Below are 17,717 nucleotides of genomic sequence, written 5' to 3' on the forward strand. Positions count from 1 at the left end.
AAAACCGGCGGAAACGCCGGTTTTCTTTTTGTTTTAGTAATTAAAGCATTTCCAGCAAGAGTGCGAAGCGGCTTTGCGTAAAAACAGAAACATAGAGCGGTTCCACGATTCAATACTAACTGGAACCGCTCCAGCTATCAGGCGCGCTGTTGTGGAAGCCACTCTTCAAGACGGCGAACCGCTTCCTCAATTTCTTCTATGCTGCCTGCATAAGAAAAGCGCATGGTGCGGTGCCCGTCGATCGGATCAAAATCCCGTCCCGGAGTAGCCGCAATGTTGGTTTCGGCAATCATGCGTCGCGCAAATTCCATGCTGTCATTGGTAAAGCGCGAAACATCGCAATAGGCATAGAACGCGCCGTCCATGGGCGCGGCGAGGCTTAGCCCCATGCGCGGCAGGTGTTCGAGCAGGATTTGTCGGTTCTGCCGATAGCGGTCTTTCACGCGTTCCAGCTCTGCGGTAGCGTGAAACGCTTCAATTGCCGCGCGCTGCGAAAGTTCAGGCGCGGAAATATAAAGGCTCTGGCCGAGGCGTTCGATGGCACGCACATCAGCACTTGGCAGAACCATCCAGCCAATGCGCCAGCCGGTCATGCAGTAGTATTTTGAGAACGAATTGATGATGGTGACATCGTCCGAAATCTGCAATGCCGTCACATCTTCGCTCTCATAGGAAAGACGGTGATAGATTTCGTCAGAAATTACGCGGATACCAAGATCGCGCGCAGTTTCAATGATGGCCTTAAGTTCCGGTTTGTCGATCACGGCGCCAGTTGGATTGGCGGGACTTGCAAAAAGTACGCCCTTCAACGGTTTTTCTGCATGAGCGGCAGCCAATGCCTGAGCGGTCAGTGCACCTGATGCGCCGCCTTCATTGGCGATTTCAACCACTTCGAGGCCAAGCGCTGTCAGAATATTGCGATAGGCTGGATAGCCCGGGCGCGTGATTGCAACGCGATCGCCTGGATCGAAATAGACAAGAAACGCCAGATTGAACGCGGCCGATGACCCTGTCGTAATCGCAATGCGTTCCGGCGAGACGGTTACGCCATAGTTGTCAGCATAATGCGCGGCAATTGCTTCGCGCAGCTCTATCAGCCCTAGAGCATCGGTATAACCGATACGGCCATCTTTCAGGGCGCGTTCCGCAGCCAGCCGCACGATTTGCGGTGCCGGGTCTGCCGGTTGCCCGACTGCCATCGAAATGATTGGATGGCCCGCAGCGCGACGACGATTGGCCTCTGCCAGAACATCCATGGCGTGAAACGGTTCGACTGCGCTACGGTTGGAAAGAGTATTCAACTTAGCCTCCAGAAAAGCGGGGAATGCAATGCAACTCACCCGCCCTATAATCGCCGGATTGGTAAAGCAACAGCGCTGTAGTAAAAACAGCGATGAAGATTGATATAAAGCCCTTAAACTAGGCCGGATTTGTAAGATTCGCTTTTGTTTCGTTTGAGCAGGATGAGGAGCACTATGGGGAGCATGACTGCAACTTTCACGACCAAAGCGTTTTCTTTTCAGAATGTGATGCGCCGTTCAGTTGCTGCCTTTGCAGCCCTAGCTGTTGCCGTTACAGGCGTCCTGCCTGCACAGGCGCAATCGCGTGGCGGTGGCGGCGTTCCAATCGTACGCGATGCTGAAATCGAAGCGCTTGTCGCCGATTATGCAGCTCCGATCCTCAAAGTCGCCGGATTAGGCGGACGTGGTGTCCGCGTTATTCTCGTCAATTCCCAGAGCTTCAACGCCTTTGTCGATGGCCGTCGTATTTTCATTAATACAGGCGCCATCATGCAGGCAGAAACACCGAACGAAATCATCGGCGTCATTGCGCATGAAGCCGGTCATATCGCTGGCGGGCATCAGGATCGCTTGCGTGAACAGTTGAGCCGCGCACGCACCATGGCAGTTATTGGTATGCTTCTGGGCGTCGGCGCAGGCGTTGCCGGTGCAGCTTCAGGCAGCGGTGCTGCTGCGGGTGCAGGTGGCGGCATTGCAATGGGCAGTACGGAAATGGCAATGCGCAGCCTGCTCAGCTATCAGCGTACCGAAGAAATGACCGCCGACCGTCTGGCTGTTAATTATCTCAATGCCACTGGCCAGTCGACAAAAGGAATGCTTGATACGTTCCAGCGCTTCGCGTCGGCACTTTCACTGTCCGGCACCCAGATCGATCAGTATCGTATCAGCCATCCGTTGCCCCGCGAGCGAATTTCCAACCTTGAAGAACTGGCCAAAAAAAGCCCGAACTATAACAAGACGGATTCCGCAGCGCTGCAACTCCGACATGATATGGCACGCGCCAAGATCGCAGCCTACTCCAACAATATGGGCGCTTTGCAGCGCATGTTCCGCGGTAATCCCGGTGGCCTACCGGCCCGTTATGGCAGCGCAATCACCACTTATCTGAATGGCTCGGCCCGTGCCGCACTCCCGAAGTTTGAGGCACTCATCAAAGAACAGCCAAAGAATCCATATTTCCAGGAAATGATGGGCGAAGTGCTGATTAAGGCTAACAACCCACAAGGTGCTGCAAAAGCTTTCCAACGTGCAGTTTCTCTTGATACGCGCAAGTCTCCACTGCTGCGCATGAGCTACGGCCGCGCCTTGATGCTTACTGGCACCAAGGCCAATATGCCCAATGCTATCAAGGAGCTGAAAGCAGGTATTGCGGCCGACCCAGAGTTTCCCGGCGGATATGGATATCTAGCGCAAGCCTATGGCCAGTCTGGCGATATGGCCCGCGCTGACCTTGCCACAGCCGACATGAACTACTATTCCGGGAAGCTGCAGCAGGCCCAGATATTTGCCATTCGCGCGCAAAAGCAAATGAAGTCAGGAACTCCCGACTGGCTGCGTGCGCAGGACATCATCAACGCCAAAGCTAAAAAGTAAGCCACTTAAGAGGCTACCCAAGCCGCACTTTAAGTGAGATTTCAGAACGTATGAAAGTGATCGGTATGAAGAACGTCATTCTTGGTTCAATCGGTGGTGCCGTCGTCGGTGCAGCTGCGCTTGCACTCGGCTATTATGCCGGCACCGCACATCAGCCAGCGCCCGTAGCCCCAGCAGTTGCACCTGTGGAAATGGCTGCTGCGCCGCAATTGGACCAGCAGGCGGTAGAGACAATCGTTCGCAATTATCTGCTGAAGAACCCAGAGATCATGGTTGAGGTGCAGACCGCACTTGAAACCAAGCAGGCGGAAGCTGCTCAAGAGCAGGTCAAGCAGGTTCTGGCATCAAGTCAGGATCAGCTTTTCAATCCGTTACACGATGCTGTCTTCGGCAATCCAAACGGTGATGTCACCGTTTACGAGTTCTTCGATTACAATTGCGGCTACTGCAAGCGCGCGCTTCCAGACATGGAAGCAATCCTCAAGAACGATCCAAACGTCCGCTTCGTTATGAAGGAATTCCCGATCCTCGGACCTGATTCCATGCGCGCCCACATTGTAGCGCAGGCGTTTAAAGCCCTTATGCCGGAGAAATATGCCGAGTATCATGAAGTTCTTCTCGGTGCGCAGGAACGCGCAACAGAAGCTTCGGCTATTGCTGATGCGGTCAAGCTCGGCGCAGATGAAGCACAACTTCGCGAGAAGATGAAAGACCCGGCAATCACCAATGCCTTCCAGGAAACCTATCAGCTCGCCCAGAAGCTCAACATCACCGGCACGCCGTCCTACATCATCGGAAACGACCTCGTTCCCGGTGCAATCGGCGCAGAAGGCCTGATTGAAAGAATCGCTGCAGCGCGCTCAGCCAAAAAAAGCTGATCTGATTGAGATCGCGTCTTGTTGATTATTGGCAAGGTACATTCAATAAATCAGAAGTGATAAATGACTATTTTTGCCACAAATAGCGTTCATTCCACAAAGAATAGCGGGAAAAACGCTGTGGTGAAACATTAGCTTTAATTTAGAGGGTTTCGACTTGCGTCCAAGCCCTCTATATGAAATGCGAAGTGTAATTGAATTTTCGTAATAGGCCCGTTATCGATCACGGACGAATATGGTGAAAACGGTTTTTGTTCTGAACGGCCCCAATCTCAATCTTCTTGGGAAGCGCGAGCCGGGCATCTACGGTGTGGCAACGCTCGAAGATATCGAAGCGGGCTGCAAGCGCGAGGCTGAACAATTGGGCCTTGCTGTCGATTTTCGCCAGACTAATTACGAAGGTGATCTGGTTAGCTGGATTCAGGAAGCGGGCGATAAGAACGCCTATGTCCTGATCAATCCCGCAGCTTACAGCCACACTTCGGTTGCTATTCACGATGCCATCCGTTCGGCCAAAGTTACGGTCGTGGAAGTGCATCTGTCGAACATTCATGCGCGTGAAGCTTTCCGGCATCACTCCTATGTCTCCGCAGTCGCCAAAGGCGTCATCTGCGGCTTTGGCGCGGAAGGATACCTGCTCGGCCTGCGCGCACTCGCGGCAATTGCCAAAGAAGAAGAAAACAACGGGCAAGCGTAAAGGGGCCTTTATATGTCCAGCAAAAATTCCGTCATCGACAAAGAAACCATTCGCGATCTCGCGAACATTCTCAATGAAACCGACCTGACCGACATCGAAGTCGAACATGGTGAATTGCGTATCCGCGTTTCGCGCAATGTAACGGTTCAGGCTGCGGCTACTGTGATGCAGGCTGCACCAGCCGCAGTTGCAGCGCCGGTGGCTGCTGCTGTTGCAGCAGAACCAACAAAGGCAGAACTCAGCAAGAATGCTGTTCCTTCGCCAATGGTCGGTACCGCCTATCTCGCCCCCGCTCCTGGCGCACGCAACTTCATCGAAGTTGGCACACAGGTCAAGGAAGGCCAGACCCTTCTTATCATCGAAGCCATGAAGACCATGAACCAGATTTCCGCGCCTCGCGCCGGTACGGTCAAGGCTATTCTGGTTGAAGATGCAGCGCCTGTTGAATTCGGCGAACCGCTTGTCGTCATTGAATAAGACGACCCATTGGTCAGTAGAATTCAGGCTTATTCAATGAACGGGCAGCAAAGCGCAATGTTTCAAAAGATACTCATAGCCAATCGTGGCGAAATCGCTCTTCGTGTGCTCAGGGCTTGTAAAGAACTGGGCATCAAGACGGTCGCTGTTCATTCCACAGCTGACGCCGATGCGATGCATGTTCGCCTTGCGGACGAAAGCGTGTGCATTGGACCGCCTCCATCACGCGACAGCTATCTGAATATTCATCAAATCGTTGCCGCTTGCGAAATCACTGGCGCGGATGCAATCCATCCGGGCTACGGCTTCCTTTCGGAAAATGCCAAGTTTGCTGAAATTCTTGAAGCACACGGCATTACTTTCATCGGACCGACCTCTTCGCATATTCGCACCATGGGCGACAAGATTGAAGCCAAGCGCACTGCAAAGCGCCTCGGCATTCCAGTCGTTCCGGGTTCGGACGGTGGCGTAACCGATGAAAACGAAGCCAAGCGCATCGCAAAAGAAATCGGCTATCCGGTCATCATCAAGGCATCCGCCGGTGGTGGTGGTCGCGGCATGAAGGTTGCCCGCACTGAAGACGATCTGGCAGTAGCTCTTGCAACTGCGCGTACCGAGGCTGGTGCAGCATTTGGTGATGATGCCGTTTACATCGAGAAATATCTCGAAAAGCCGCGTCACATCGAAGTACAGGTCATGGGCGATGGTGCAGGCAATGCAATCCATCTGGGTGAGCGCGATTGTTCGTTGCAGCGTCGTCACCAGAAGGTCTGGGAAGAAGCCAACTCTCCAGCATTGAATGCCGAAGCACGCGACAAGATCGGCATGATTTGTGCCAATGCTGTTGCTGATATGGGTTATCGCGGTGCAGGCACGATCGAGTTCCTTTATGAAAACGGCGAGTTCTATTTCATCGAAATGAACACCCGTCTTCAGGTGGAGCACCCAGTTACCGAAGCAATCACCGGCATCGATCTCGTTCACGAGCAGATCCGTGTGGCAGCAGGCCTGGGCCTGTCCGTCAAGCAGGAAGATGTACGCTTCCATGGCCATGCCATTGAATGCCGCATCAATGCGGAAGACCCGCGTAACTTCACGCCTTCACCGGGCCTGATCACCCATTACCATACGCCAGGTGGCCTTGGTATCCGTGTGGATTCAGGCGTCTATTCCGGCTACCGCATTCCGCCATATTATGACAGCCTCATCGGCAAGCTGATCGTACATGGCCGGAACCGCGTTGAATGCATGATGCGTCTGCGTCGTGCGCTTGATGAGTTCGTGGTCGATGGCGTCAAGACGACCCTGCCCCTGTTCCAGGACCTGATTTCCAATCAGGACATTGCCAATGGTGATTACGACATCCATTGGCTGGAAAAGTATCTGGCCAAGCAGTCAGAAACTCCAAATACATAAGAACATGGGTGCATAAATAAAGTGACCGCAGGAGCCTCACCGGACGACTATACAATCGAACCGGAGCTGCTCCTGCGGGCCTATGCCACCGGGGTTTTCCCGATGGCCGAAGAAGCAGACGATCCTGAGATTTTCTGGGTTCGTCCTGAAAAGCGCGGTATCATCCCGCTCGATGGCTTTCACATTCCGAAAAGCCTGCAGAAAACCATCAGACAAGCAGTTTTTGAAATCCGGCTCGATAATGACTTTGAGGGCGTTATCGACGGCTGCGCAAGCGGTACCGGCGAACGTGCGCGGACATGGATCAACGCGCCGATCCGCGAAGCCTATCAGAAACTCTTTGACGCTGGTCATTGCCACACAGTCGAAGCATGGCATGACGGCCAGCTCGTGGGTGGGCTTTATGGCGTCACGCTCGGACGCGCCTTCTTTGGCGAGAGCATGTTTACACGTAAGCGCGACGCTTCAAAAGTCTGCCTCGCCTATCTGGTCGAGCATCTGAAACGACAGGGTTTTGTACTGCTTGATACGCAGTTCACGACAGCCCATCTGGAGCGCTTCGGTGCAATCGAAGTGAGGCGCAAAAAATATGAAGGGCTTCTCGATGAAGCACTTCAGGGCGTCGCCATTTTCTGAAATGAAAGATTACTTGCGCTGATCTGGTGGCGGAACGTCGGACTTCTGCTTGCAGTCTTTAAGCCACACGTCATAAATCGGATGTTCAACAGCGTTGAGACCCGGACTATCGGCAAACATCCATCCGGTAAAGATACGGCGAATCTTGCGGTCGAGGGTAATTTCATCAACTTCGACAAAACCGTCTGTGCGCGGCGCTTCGTTCTCGGTGCGCGAATAGCAAACCTTCGGCGTTACCTGAAGCGCGCCGAACTGCACAGTTTCATTGATGTAAACATCGAAACTGGTGATGCGGCCGGTGATCTTGTCGAGACCCGAAAACTCTGCAACAGGATTGGAAATACGTTCGGCATAAGCTGCATTAAAGCTTGAAGTGCCGGCGAGCAGAGTAAGCAAAGCCACCTTTGCTGCCTGCTTGAACCAGTTCTTTCCGTTAATAGCCGTGCCGGTGAAATGCTTCGTCAAAACGGATATCCGTATTAATCTGGTTAAATAATGAGCCAGAACAACTCCTAATCGTCAATTGTGACGATTCGTGGCCCAGCTGCAAGCAGCAATGCTTTGCTACCGTATGTGCGATCCAACTATCCTCAAACCTTTTGCGTTAGACAGCCTTTCGATCTGAATGAATCAAATCGGCGCTCTAAATTTTTTGATGTTGAGCATAATCTTATCGCGCCCCGATTCGCGCCGGTCGAATTATGCTCTCATACCGCAAAAGAGAAAAAACCGGCATGAAATCCATGCCGGTTTAAAGCTTCAAATCAGCTGCCCGGTGTCCAGGCATCGTATTCGCCGGTCACGCGTGGACGTTCGGCAGGAGTGGTTCCCGGAATCGCGATCGATCCCTTCGGACGATAAGCCAGCGACGAACCAGTCAGGTTCTGCAGGTGTGGCTTCTGCCAGTCACGCGGCTTGTAGTCTTCCTTGCTTGGCGGCGTATCAACGCGGTGATGCATCCAGCCATGCCAGCCCGGAGGAATAGCGCTTGCTTCCGCATAGCCATTGAAAATGACCCAGCGGCGGGTGCGACCTTCAGAGTCCTTGCCACCCTGATAGTAGACATTACCGAACTCATCTTCGCCGACCCGTTCGCCTTTGCGCCAGGTGTGAAGGCGGGTGCCAAGCGTTTGGCCATTCCACCAGGTGAAGACTTGCGTAAGAAATTTCTTCATGACCTATCCAGATCCGTTATTGCCACAGGCAGATTAACTGCCGGGTTTTCAACGCTTATGGCCCTATCAAAGGCCCAAGGCAAGGGGCAAGTTGCCGCTGTCACAAGAGTATGAAGCGCATCCCGAAAAGTGTGAAGTGGTTTTCGGATATGATGCGCGTTAAAGCAAAAGACTACATACTCCAGCCTTCGAGAGACTTTTCCATAATCAGCACGGGCTCCTTGCAATTGGGATCGCCCCAATCTTCACTGCGGCCCACGCGGGCATAGCCTTTGCGCTCGTAAAAGCGCACCGACTTTTCATTGCGTTCGATCACTTCAAGCCGCATCGTGTTTACGCCCGGAAAAGCCATTTCGACTTCTGCCAGAAGCATTGTGCCGATGCCCTGCACCTGCGATTCAGGACGCACATAGAGCTGATGGAGCGAGGCCTTGCCCTCTCCGGTCTGGCTCGCAAAAGCCATGCCGTCGATGCCACCCTCGCCGTTATCTGCAACGATGAATTCAGAATATGGCTTCTTGAGATTGGCTTTCAGCGCCGCAACCGAGTGCCATTTGCCGGTGACGGCATTAACCGTTTCCCGGCCAAGAATATCGTCGAAAGTCGCGTGCCAGGTCGAGACCAGCAATTCATGCACGGCCTTAAGATCTGCCTCACTGGCGCTGCGAACCCACATTATTCTTCAATCCCGAGCTTGGACTTGACCAGATCATTAACAGCTTGCGGGTTGGCCTTGCCACCCGTTGCCTTCATCACCTGACCAACAAACCAGCCAGCCATGCTTGGCTTGGCCTTAGCCTGTTCGACCTTATCCGGGTTTGCTGCGATAATATCGTCAACGGCTTTTTCAATCGCACCGGTGTCTGTGACCTGCTTCATGCCGCGTTCTTCAACGAGGCTTTTCGGGTCGCCACCTTCATTCCAGACGATTTCAAACAGTTCCTTAGCGATCTTGCCGGAAATCGTACCGTCTTTGATCAGATCGATGATCGCGCCGAGCTGAACTGGTGAAACAGGCGATGTTTCAATGTCCTTGCCCGTCTTGTTCAGCGCACCAAGTAGATCGTTGATGACCCAGTTTGCGGCCAGCTTGCCATCACGACCATCGGATACCGCTTCGTAATAGTCCGCAATTGCCTTTTCCGAGACCAGAATCGACGCGTCATAAACCGAGATACCGAGTTTTTCGACCAGACGGTCTTTCTTGACATCCGGCAGCTCAGGAAGATCTGCGGCAAGCGCATCAACGAATGCCTGATCGAATTCGAGTGGCAGAAGATCCGGATCAGGGAAATAGCGATAATCGTGCGCTTCTTCCTTGGAGCGCATCGAACGGGTTTCGCCCTTCACAGGATCAAACAGGCGCGTTTCCTGATCAATAGAGCCACCGTCTTCCAGAATAGCGATCTGACGACGTGCCTCATATTCAATCGCCTGACCGACGAAGCGGATCGAGTTGACGTTCTTGATTTCGCAACGGGTGCCGAATTCGCCGCCCGGACGACGAACGGAAACGTTCACGTCTGCGCGCATCGAACCTTCGTCCATGTTGCCATCACAAGTGCCGAGATAACGGACAATCGTGCGCAGCTTGGTCAGATAAGCGCGGGCTTCGTCGGACGAACGCAGGTCTGGCTTGGAAACGATTTCCATAAGCGCCACACCGGAACGATTGAGATCGACATAGGACATCGTTGGATGCTGGTCGTGCAGCGACTTGCCCGCATCCTGCTCCAGATGCAAACGCTCAATACCGATCTCTACGTCTTCGAACTGGCCCTTATTGTCAGGACCAACGGAGATCATGATCTTGCCTTCGCCGACGATTGGCTGCTTGAACTGCGAAATCTGATAGCCCTGCGGCAAATCGGGGTAGAAATAGTTCTTGCGATCGAAAACCGACTTCAGATTGATCTGTGAATTCAGGCCAATGCCGGTACGCACAGCCTGTTTGACGCATTCAATATTAATGACAGGCAACATGCCCGGCATCGCGGCATCCACCAGAGACACATTCGCATTCGGATCTGCACCGAAGGATGTGGAAGCGCCGGAAAATAGCTTGGACTCGGACGTGACCTGAGCGTGGACTTCCATGCCAATGACGATTTCCCAGTCGCCGGTGGCGCCAGAGATGAAACGTTTTGGTTCAGGCGTACGCGTATCAATAAGGGTCATAGTAACTCGTCTATCTCTTCCTGTGCGACGCAATGCGCAGCAAAAATTCTATCTGACTTTGGCTAAAACAAACGGCGAGGACTGGCAAGCCTTCTCTGCCCTTCAGGTTGATTTGCTCAAGGTTTCATAGGCAGTTTCGTCACTGAAACTTCGCTAAAGCCGATGCGCCTGTAAAGCTTTTCAGCACCAGAGGGGTTATTCTGCTCCACTTTCAAACTAATCGTTGTCTGTTTACGTTGAAAGAAAAGCCGAAGAACACAAAGCAAAAGCGCTTCGCCGAGCCCTTCCCGCCGCCTGCTTTGATCGACAACCAAATCCTTTACGAAAGCACTATTCCAACACTGCACAAATGCTACAGGGCGACGGACCTGATCGAGAACCAGAACGGCCAGTTCCGGATCAAATTCGCTATCGGCTATCAAACCATTGTACCAGCTGTCGAAATCAGTGACCGAACCGCCGCCGCTGGCATAGGCTCGAAGCAACAAATCATGGGCAGCTCTTGCATATTCATCAGAGAAGGTAACTACACTGACATCGGCCGGCCATGCGGGTTGGCGTGGCTCTTCCTGCATCGTCAGCTCCAAATGGAGATATGGCAATCCATTCATGTCACACCTTCAACGGACGAACTAAGCTTCAAATGAAAAGGCCGCGCAGTGCGCGGCCTTCTCGAATAGTTCAGACTTGGAAGAATTAAGCCTCGTCGGACTTTTCTTCTGCCTTCTTCTTAGGAGCGGCCTTCTTCTTCGCAGCAGCCTTCTTGGCTGGCTTTGCTTCCGAAGCTGCATCTTCGTCTTCTGCAGTCAGCTCTTCCTTCGAGACCTTCTTGTCGGTCACGTTGATGTTTGCGAGCAGATGGTCAACGACCTTTTCTTCGAAGATAGGTGCGCGGAGGTTAGCAACTGCATCCGGCGTCTTGCGCAGGAATTCGTAGATTTCCTTTTCCTGACCTGGGTAGCGACGTACCTGGTCGTAAACAGCGCGCTGCAGTTCTTCTTCAGAAACTTCTACGCCTGCCTTTTCACCGATTTCGGAGAGAACCAGACCGAGGCGAACGCGGCGCTCAGCAAGCTTGCGGTATTCTTCGCGAGCAGCTTCTTCAGTGGTTTCTTCGTCTTCGAAGGTGCGGCCAGCCTGCTGCAGATCGAAGTTGATCTGCTGCCAGATGTTGTTGAATTCTGCTTCAACGAGCTTTTCTGGCGTTTCGAACTGGTAATCGCCATCGAGTGCGTCGAGAATCTGACGCTTTACCTTCTGACGGGTGATCTGGCCGTACTGGCTTTCGATCTGTTCACGAACAACCTGACGCAGACGCTCAAGCGACTCGATGCCGAGCTTCTTAGCGGTTTCGTCGTCGAGGACGAGTTCGCCAGCCTTTTCAACGCCCTTAACGGTGATGTCGAAGGTTGCTTCCTTACCTGCGAGGTGCGCAGCACCGTATTCAGCAGGGAAAGTTACGTTGATAACCTTTTCGTCGCCAGCCTTGAGGCCAATGAGCTGTTCTTCAAAGCCTGGAATGAACTGACCCGAACCGAGAACGAGCTGCGCATCGGTGTCTGCGCCGCCTTCAAATGGTTCGCCGTCGAGCTTGCCGAGATAGTCGATCGTTACGCGATCTTCATTTTCGGCCTTGCCCTTTTTGGCTTCAAAAGTGCGGGTCGAAGCAGCAACGCGCTTAACCTGTTCGTCAACTTCTTCGTCCGAGATGTCCACGACTTCACGGGTCACAGCAATCTTCGAGAAGTCCTTGACTTCGATCGCTGGCAGAACTTCGTAAGTCAGCGAGAAAACGAAATCGGCCTTGCCGTCCAGAACCTGTTCAGCTTCTTTTTCGTCTTCCGACATCGAAACAACAGGCTGCGTTGCCGACTTTTCATTGCGGTCCGCAAGAATCGAACGCGACGAATCGTTGAGGATTTCGTTCACGATTTCAGCCATGAAGGACTTGCCGTAGGTCTTGCGCAGGTGTGCCGTTGGCACCTTGCCTGGACGGAAGCCATTGATCTTGGCGCGACCACGGGCAGTTTCGAGCCGCTCAGAGAGCTTGGCTTCGAGATCTCCGGCCGGAACCACGACTTTAATCTCGCGCTTCAGCCCTTCATTGAGCGTTTCGGTAACCTGCATGTTCAAACCTTCACTTCTTGTCATTGTCCCGCCGTTTCCGGCGTTTGTGCCTCGTCGCGGGAGAGAAATTCTTTTGCCTTAAGGCAGTTGGTGCGGATAGAGGGACTCGAACCCCCACGGTCTCCCGCCAGAACCTAAATCTGGTGCGTCTACCAATTTCGCCATATCCGCCTCTGAACCGAAGTGCATTCCACCGAACGCACTAAATTCGCCTCAGATATTGAACCGCCTCTCGAAAGCGCGCGTCTCTATATCATTCAATTTTCCCGGTTCAAAGGAAAAAAGCCGTTTTACCGGCATAGATTTGCCAGCTCTTTCAAGCCGAAGCGCTTTCGTGCTTTCCGCCCCTATATAGCGATCTTGTCGTCTTAGCCAAGCCCCTTTTCGTTCAGAAGCCGATTAATAGAGCGGCTCCTGATAAAGTTGCTCGCCATTATCACGTAAAGCTTTCATGACAGCCGTGCCTGTATCGTCAACGGCAACCACGGCAGTGATCTGTAAATCACGCTGGCTATCCTCAATTACACGCCCCTCACCCTCCGGCACGTAATAGCGTTCTATGCCGTAACGCATACTGATGGTCGCATCAGGATAATCAGAAATCGCATAGACCGAATGGCCGCGAATCTGCTTCTCGTCAGATGCGAGATCAGTAAACGGCTCAAAGGACGCACGCGAAAGATGCCACAAGCCCTGAGCGTCGGGCTTCAGCGCTACATAGACTGTGCGGGCACCGTCCTCAGGCTTGCCCTGAATGATGTTGCGGTTGATCGATGTGATGTCATAGCCGAGGATAACGTAATCACCACGCATCAGATCACGCGGATCAATCGGTCGGGTCTGCAGCACGATCTCGTTGCCAGACCGAAGCACCGAGGCGCGTTTCTCAATACTTGCATAAAGAATGCCTGTCTGGAGCACTGCAGCGACAACGGCACCGGCATAAAGCCACTTACTCTTGAATAAGCTCATGGCTTTGCCTCCACTTGGCGCTTTCGCCCGAACCGGCTCTCCATACGTCGCACGAAGGCTGCAAGGAGCAGCACCAGTACGCCTGCCGTCAGGAAGAAACCTGATGTACCGATCATCGAACCGACCGTCGAGAAGGCGAGATAAAGCACTTCAAACGAGAAAGCTGCATAGGCAATGGAACGCAAACTGCCATTGTCTCGCCCGCACACGGCTAACGAACCAATCGATAGCGCCAGAATGAGAATGCCATAAACGACATCCTGCGTGATGTTCTTATCAAAGATGATGGAAAGCATCTTGTCGACTTGCAGAATGCCAAGCGCCAATAGCGCAAGCAGCAGGCCGTAGGATGCCAGCGGATGCGCAAAGCGTGTGAGCTTCTGAAGCGCATCATGGGCAAAGGCGTCGGCGAGCATGAAAGCAATACCGATAACCAGCATCATGCCAAGAATCGCCCGGCTTTCGTTTTCCGAATAAAGAAGCACCGCCCAGCCGAGAACGAACAGGCACCATAAATGGGCTGCGTGGCGGGATTGCGTGAAACGCGCGGCAACTGCTCCAACAAGAACCAGCAACGGGCCTATCCAGCGGTAGTCCAGGTCGCCATATTCGTTGCTGAACGCATAGGTCCCCAAATAAAAGCAGGCGACGGCTGCACCAAACACAGCCAGAACCGAAGAGCGCAGCAGAAACGCTGCTACAAGAACACCGCCCGCCCAGACCACAGCCGCCGAATGAACATCGCCTGACAGGTGATACATCTGACCAACAAGTGCGATGCCTGCGCCGAATGATGCTGAAGCTATTATATAGAGCACCTGCGGTAACAGCTTGTCGCCGCGCAGCTCACGCCATGCACCGCCGATATAGCACACCCAGATCAATGCGAAGATAAGACCGATACGCATGATGCGCGGCATATCCTGCCAGTTGGCTGCAACCAGCATAATGACCGCAGCGCCAAGCAACAGCCCGCCAAGTGTTGCGAGAACCGAGCCGAGACTGAACCGGGGGCCACGTTTTTCAAGATCGGCATTCAGCCGCGAAGCCGTGTCGGCATCGATAAGGCCATCATGCTGCCATCGCTCGATCAGGCGCTCTACTGAAACTGAAAACGACAAAACAACTCCCGAACAATCTATCCGTTGATACGAAGTTTAATCCAAGTGGCTGGTGGTTAGATTCCGATATTTGTAACCGGACGAGACTCGCGTTGAACAAATATCGGAACCTAAAAACCACCAGCAATATTATGAATCTAGTGGATTTTTCGAATTTGACGTTTGGAGCACCATGTATGTCGGTCCGTGTCCAAACGTCAAATTCAATCCACTAGGAAACATATAAGAAACTCGCCAGCCGGCAAATAGTTAGGTCGAGGTCCTTTACGGCAATTTTGTGCCTGAACAGTCTAATCGATTTAGTCCGTCGTGCAGAACCCGCAGAGCAGCTATGCAAACTCGGGCCTGCAAGTAGCGAAAACAATGAGTTATATAATGGGCAACACAACGAGATGAATTGAACCACAGTTCCTCAAAGATGAAGGAATAAAACGATGAACCTGCTTCGCTCATACAACAACTGGCGCCGTTACCGCGATACTGTCAACGAGCTTAACCAGCTTTCGACTCGCGAACTTAACGATCTTGGCATTTCCCGCGCAGACATTCCGTTTGTCGCACGTCAGTCCAAGGGACGCTAATCAGATTTGACTTCGCTGGGCCTGAATCCTCCTCCCATCAGGCCCGGTTCGTCGCAAAGCACTCCTCCTCCCATGCTTTGCGATACCAAGACCGGTCTCTCCTCCTCCCAATTCCGGTCTGACAATAATGGCATCCGTCGCACCTCCTCCCGCGCCGGATGCCATTTGTTTTTGTGGTATAGGTTCCCTGCTCTGATGCGCTTCTCCCATTGAAGGCGACATTCAAAGGAGGTAAGGGATTTGCCATGTCAAAAGATACCAATCTCTCCCCCGTACATGTCGTAGGCGGCGGCCTCGCAGGCTCCGAAGCCGCGTGGCAAATTGCGCAGGCTGGCGTTCCTGTGGTTTTGCATGAAATGCGCCCCGTTCGCGGCACAGACGCGCATAAGACGGAGCAGCTTGCAGAACTGGTCTGCTCGAATTCTTTCCGCTCGGACGACGCTGAGACCAATGCCGTCGGCGTACTTCATGCCGAAATGCGCCTTGCAGGCTCGCTGATTATGGCTTGTGCCGACGCACATCAGGTTCCCGCTGGTGGCGCACTTGCGGTCGATCGTGAAGGCTTTTCGCAGGCAGTGACTGCAAAACTAGAAGCGCACCCGCTGATTACCATTGAGCGCGAAGAAGTCACCGGCCTACCGCCCGAAGACTGGGGCACGACGATTGTTGCGACCGGCCCACTGACTGCGCCGACTCTTGCAGAAGCGATTCAAGTACAAACAGGTGCTGATGCGCTCGCTTTCTTTGATGCCATCGCGCCGATCATTCATTTTGATTCGATCAATATGGATGTGTGCTGGTTCCAGTCGCGCTATGACAAGGTTGGGCCGGGCGGCACCGGCAAGGACTACATCAACTGCCCCATGGACAAAGAGCAGTATGAGGCTTTCGTTGCTGCCCTCATCGAAGGCGACACGACCGATTTCAAGGAATGGGAAGGCACGCCCTATTTCGATGGCTGTCTGCCTATCGAAGTCATGGCCGAACGCGGCCCGGAAACCTTGCGCCATGGCCCAATGAAGCCAATGGGCCTCACCAATGAGCACAATCCGACGGTCAAGGCCTATGCGGTCGTGCAGCTGCGTCAGGATAATGCGCTTGGCACGCTCTACAATATGGTCGGTTTCCAGACGAAATTGAAATACGGCTCGCAGACCGGCATTTTCAAAATGATCCCCGGCCTTGAGAATGCAGAATTTGCGCGTCTTGGCGGCCTGCACCGCAACACCTATCTCAATTCGCCTGTGCTGCTCGATAATGTGCTGCGGTTGAAGTCTCGCGAAAACCTGCGCTTCGCCGGCCAGATTACCGGCTGTGAAGGTTACGTCGAATCATCGGCAATCGGACTGCTGGCCGGACGTTTCACCGCTGCTGAAAAGCTTGGCAAGACACCGGTGGCACCGCCGCAGACCACAGCTTTTGGTGCCCTGCTCGGCCATATCACTGGCGGCCACATTGTTGCTGACGACGATGAACCGGGTAAACGCTCATTCCAGCCAATGAACGTGAATTTTGGTCTGTTCCCGCCAATCGACGTGCCTAAACCAGAAGGCAAGCGGCTCCGCGGCAAGGAAAAGACGCTTGCAAAAAAACGCGCGCTATCTGCACGCGCACTCGCCGATTTCCAGGAATGGCTCGGCAACGACGCGTAAGTTTCGAAAGAAATTTACAGTTTTAATTCAAAAAGATAAGGCGGTTTTCTTAATCGGGAAAACCGCCTTATCTGTTTAAAAATTAGATCGAAACATCAGCCATTGTTTGCGTATGGCTGACAGGTCAGCCACCTGATCAGCAGCTTTACTACCAAGCCGTTCAACAGAGCTGAGATAGGCCGGAACATGCGCCAGCGGCAGAAATGCAGGACTGAGGCTTTTGGGCAGATCTTTCTTTGCCTTATCAAATATTGCCAGATGTTCACGCGCGAGAGCCATCATCACAGTGATGACGCGCTCATGAGCGGATTTGTCGTCGTTGCCGAGGAAGGCTTCGCGCGTCACGCCAACCGCCTGCAGCATATCGGCAGGCACATAAAGCTGCCCGCGACGACGATGAATCGGCATAAGGCGCAAGAGGCCAGTCACGGCCTGTGCAACTCCGGCATGGCCGACTGTCTCGGTATGGGCCTGCGCCGCATCACGATCAAGAATGAAACCGGCTAGCTGGATAAGTGCCGACGCGGTTTCGCCGCAATAGCCTTCCAGATCGTTCCGGCTTGGCATTGGGTCGTCATAGAGATCGAAAATGCGGGCATCGCAATAATTGTCGAAAGCCACGCGCGGCAGATCATATTTGGTAATCGTATCGATCAGCGCTGCAGCAACAGGGTGGGCATCTGCACTGCCCCGTTCCTCACCATTGATGAGATCGCGCCACCATTGAAGACGGACTTCACCGGGTAGTGGCTCGTGTACCAGATCGCGAATCCGAGCAATTTCTGCATTAAACGCATAAAGCGCCGCAAGCGCGCCGCGTTTTTCTTCCGGCGCATAGAGCACCGAAAGATAACGATCCCGGTCAGCTTCGCGCAGAAGCGCCAGGCAATGTGCCTCATTCTGGTTCATGGAA

General features: G+C 53.3%; 18 protein-coding genes and 1 tRNA gene. 8 read left to right on the top strand and 11 right to left on the bottom strand.

All coding sequences use genetic code 11. The annotated features are described in order from the left end of the window. Nucleotides 1-137 precede the first annotated feature (137 nt). Nucleotides 138-1,301: a pyridoxal phosphate-dependent aminotransferase gene (locus QSJ70_RS09885; RefSeq protein WP_194778848.1), complete on the bottom strand. Its 1,164-nt coding sequence runs from the start codon at nucleotides 1,299-1,301 to the stop codon at nucleotides 138-140. 174 nt (nucleotides 1,302-1,475) lie between these two features. On the opposite strand from QSJ70_RS09885, the gene QSJ70_RS09890 reads away from it, so the two are divergent. From QSJ70_RS09890 to aat, 6 genes are all read left to right on the top strand, one after another. Beyond that, a complete protein-coding gene (locus QSJ70_RS09890; protein ID WP_039859719.1) occupies nucleotides 1,476-2,894 on the top strand; it encodes a M48 family metalloprotease in 1,419 nt (472 codons plus the stop codon). 65 nt (nucleotides 2,895-2,959) lie between these two features. Further along, the gene (locus tag QSJ70_RS09895; RefSeq protein WP_285536433.1) at nucleotides 2,960-3,772 is read left to right on the top strand and encodes a DsbA family protein; all 813 of its coding nucleotides are present in this window, start codon (nucleotides 2,960-2,962) and stop codon (nucleotides 3,770-3,772) included. 235 nt (nucleotides 3,773-4,007) lie between these two features. Continuing rightward, the gene (aroQ, locus tag QSJ70_RS09900; RefSeq protein ID WP_007874746.1) at nucleotides 4,008-4,469 is read left to right on the top strand and encodes a type II 3-dehydroquinate dehydratase; all 462 of its coding nucleotides are present in this window, start codon (nucleotides 4,008-4,010) and stop codon (nucleotides 4,467-4,469) included. A 12-nt stretch (nucleotides 4,470-4,481) separates the two neighbouring features. Further along, nucleotides 4,482-4,946 (top strand): acetyl-CoA carboxylase biotin carboxyl carrier protein, encoded by a 465-nt coding sequence (gene accB, locus QSJ70_RS09905; RefSeq protein ID WP_007874737.1) that lies wholly within the window; start codon nucleotides 4,482-4,484, stop codon nucleotides 4,944-4,946. A 57-nt stretch (nucleotides 4,947-5,003) separates the two neighbouring features. Continuing rightward, nucleotides 5,004-6,362, top strand: a complete 1,359-nt coding sequence (gene accC / locus QSJ70_RS09910; RefSeq protein WP_064320523.1) for an acetyl-CoA carboxylase biotin carboxylase subunit — start codon at nucleotides 5,004-5,006, stop codon at nucleotides 6,360-6,362. Between the two features lie 66 nt (nucleotides 6,363-6,428). Beyond that, nucleotides 6,429-6,998, top strand: coding sequence for a leucyl/phenylalanyl-tRNA--protein transferase (gene aat, locus QSJ70_RS09915; RefSeq protein WP_285536435.1), 570 nt, complete (start codon nucleotides 6,429-6,431; stop codon nucleotides 6,996-6,998). A gap of 9 nt (nucleotides 6,999-7,007) precedes the next feature. Here aat and QSJ70_RS09920 read toward each other — a convergent pair whose 3' ends face one another. From QSJ70_RS09920 to QSJ70_RS09960, 9 genes are all read right to left on the bottom strand, one after another. Beyond that, nucleotides 7,008-7,478 carry a DUF2155 domain-containing protein gene (locus QSJ70_RS09920; RefSeq protein WP_285536437.1) on the bottom strand — a complete coding sequence of 157 codons (471 nt, stop codon included), beginning with the start codon at nucleotides 7,476-7,478 and terminating at the stop codon, nucleotides 7,008-7,010. A 284-nt stretch (nucleotides 7,479-7,762) separates the two neighbouring features. Beyond that, complete coding sequence (locus QSJ70_RS09925; RefSeq protein ID WP_064320522.1) at nucleotides 7,763-8,173, bottom strand: NADH:ubiquinone oxidoreductase subunit NDUFA12; 411 nt, start codon at nucleotides 8,171-8,173, stop codon at nucleotides 7,763-7,765. 172 nt (nucleotides 8,174-8,345) lie between these two features. Beyond that, nucleotides 8,346-8,849, bottom strand: coding sequence for a GNAT family N-acetyltransferase (locus QSJ70_RS09930; RefSeq protein WP_064320521.1), 504 nt, complete (start codon nucleotides 8,847-8,849; stop codon nucleotides 8,346-8,348). Continuing rightward, nucleotides 8,849-10,351: an Asp-tRNA(Asn)/Glu-tRNA(Gln) amidotransferase subunit GatB gene (gatB, locus tag QSJ70_RS09935; RefSeq protein WP_285536081.1), complete on the bottom strand. Its 1,503-nt coding sequence runs from the start codon at nucleotides 10,349-10,351 to the stop codon at nucleotides 8,849-8,851. Before gatB ends, QSJ70_RS09930 begins: the two co-directional genes overlap by 1 nt. 116 nt (nucleotides 10,352-10,467) lie before the next feature. Further along, nucleotides 10,468-10,962 carry a GNAT family N-acetyltransferase gene (locus QSJ70_RS09940; RefSeq protein ID WP_285536083.1) on the bottom strand — a complete coding sequence of 165 codons (495 nt, stop codon included), beginning with the start codon at nucleotides 10,960-10,962 and terminating at the stop codon, nucleotides 10,468-10,470. 85 nt (nucleotides 10,963-11,047) lie between these two features. Then, nucleotides 11,048-12,478 carry a trigger factor gene (gene tig, locus QSJ70_RS09945; protein ID WP_268877849.1) on the bottom strand — a complete coding sequence of 477 codons (1,431 nt, stop codon included), beginning with the start codon at nucleotides 12,476-12,478 and terminating at the stop codon, nucleotides 11,048-11,050. 88 nt (nucleotides 12,479-12,566) lie between these two features. Next, nucleotides 12,567-12,649, bottom strand: a tRNA-Leu gene (locus tag QSJ70_RS09950). 228 nt (nucleotides 12,650-12,877) lie between these two features. After that, the gene (locus QSJ70_RS09955) at nucleotides 12,878-13,450 is read right to left on the bottom strand and encodes a GDYXXLXY domain-containing protein (protein ID WP_285536085.1); all 573 of its coding nucleotides are present in this window, start codon (nucleotides 13,448-13,450) and stop codon (nucleotides 12,878-12,880) included. After that, nucleotides 13,447-14,571 (bottom strand): DUF2157 domain-containing protein, encoded by a 1,125-nt coding sequence (locus QSJ70_RS09960; protein WP_285536087.1) that lies wholly within the window; start codon nucleotides 14,569-14,571, stop codon nucleotides 13,447-13,449. Before QSJ70_RS09960 ends, QSJ70_RS09955 begins: the two co-directional genes overlap by 4 nt. Nucleotides 14,572-15,005: 434 nt before the next feature. Here QSJ70_RS09960 and QSJ70_RS09965 point away from each other — a divergent pair, with 434 nt between their 5' ends. Both QSJ70_RS09965 and trmFO read left to right on the top strand, forming a co-directional pair. Next, nucleotides 15,006-15,152: a DUF1127 domain-containing protein gene (locus tag QSJ70_RS09965; RefSeq protein ID WP_007874707.1), complete on the top strand. Its 147-nt coding sequence runs from the start codon at nucleotides 15,006-15,008 to the stop codon at nucleotides 15,150-15,152. A 245-nt stretch (nucleotides 15,153-15,397) separates the two neighbouring features. After that, complete coding sequence (gene trmFO, locus QSJ70_RS09970) at nucleotides 15,398-16,804, top strand: methylenetetrahydrofolate--tRNA-(uracil(54)-C(5))-methyltransferase (FADH(2)-oxidizing) TrmFO (RefSeq protein WP_285536093.1); 1,407 nt, start codon at nucleotides 15,398-15,400, stop codon at nucleotides 16,802-16,804. 75 nt (nucleotides 16,805-16,879) lie between these two features. Here the strand turns inward: trmFO and QSJ70_RS09975 are convergent, their stop codons facing one another. Further along, complete coding sequence (locus QSJ70_RS09975) at nucleotides 16,880-17,713, bottom strand: phytoene/squalene synthase family protein (protein ID WP_285536095.1); 834 nt, start codon at nucleotides 17,711-17,713, stop codon at nucleotides 16,880-16,882. Nucleotides 17,714-17,717: the final 4 nt, after the last annotated feature.

It is taken from the genome of Brucella sp. NBRC 12950, from assembly GCF_030268145.1.
Taxonomy (GTDB): domain Bacteria; phylum Pseudomonadota; class Alphaproteobacteria; order Rhizobiales; family Rhizobiaceae; genus Brucella.

What these genes read in the sequence shown, in the direction of transcription:
- QSJ70_RS09975 (WP_285536095.1), bottom strand. Translation starts at nt 17,713, where the DNA reads ATGAACCAGAATGAGGCACATTGCCTGGCGCTTCTGCGCGAAGCTGAC.
- QSJ70_RS09890 (WP_039859719.1), top strand. Translation starts at nt 1,476, where the DNA reads ATGGGGAGCATGACTGCAACTTTCACGACCAAAGCGTTTTCTTTTCAG.
- QSJ70_RS09895 (WP_285536433.1), top strand. Translation starts at nt 2,960, where the DNA reads ATGAAGAACGTCATTCTTGGTTCAATCGGTGGTGCCGTCGTCGGTGCA.
- accC (WP_064320523.1), top strand. Translation starts at nt 5,004, where the DNA reads ATGTTTCAAAAGATACTCATAGCCAATCGTGGCGAAATCGCTCTTCGT.
- QSJ70_RS09940 (WP_285536083.1), bottom strand. Translation starts at nt 10,962, where the DNA reads ATGAATGGATTGCCATATCTCCATTTGGAGCTGACGATGCAGGAAGAG.
- QSJ70_RS09955 (WP_285536085.1), bottom strand. Translation starts at nt 13,450, where the DNA reads ATGAGCTTATTCAAGAGTAAGTGGCTTTATGCCGGTGCCGTTGTCGCT.
- QSJ70_RS09930 (WP_064320521.1), bottom strand. Translation starts at nt 8,849, where the DNA reads ATGTGGGTTCGCAGCGCCAGTGAGGCAGATCTTAAGGCCGTGCATGAA.
- trmFO (WP_285536093.1), top strand. Translation starts at nt 15,398, where the DNA reads ATGTCAAAAGATACCAATCTCTCCCCCGTACATGTCGTAGGCGGCGGC.
- tig (WP_268877849.1), bottom strand. Translation starts at nt 12,478, where the DNA reads ATGCAGGTTACCGAAACGCTCAATGAAGGGCTGAAGCGCGAGATTAAA.
- QSJ70_RS09965 (WP_007874707.1), top strand. Translation starts at nt 15,006, where the DNA reads ATGAACCTGCTTCGCTCATACAACAACTGGCGCCGTTACCGCGATACT.
- QSJ70_RS09925 (WP_064320522.1), bottom strand. Translation starts at nt 8,173, where the DNA reads ATGAAGAAATTTCTTACGCAAGTCTTCACCTGGTGGAATGGCCAAACG.
- aroQ (WP_007874746.1), top strand. Translation starts at nt 4,008, where the DNA reads ATGGTGAAAACGGTTTTTGTTCTGAACGGCCCCAATCTCAATCTTCTT.
- gatB (WP_285536081.1), bottom strand. Translation starts at nt 10,351, where the DNA reads ATGACCCTTATTGATACGCGTACGCCTGAACCAAAACGTTTCATCTCT.
- accB (WP_007874737.1), top strand. Translation starts at nt 4,482, where the DNA reads ATGTCCAGCAAAAATTCCGTCATCGACAAAGAAACCATTCGCGATCTC.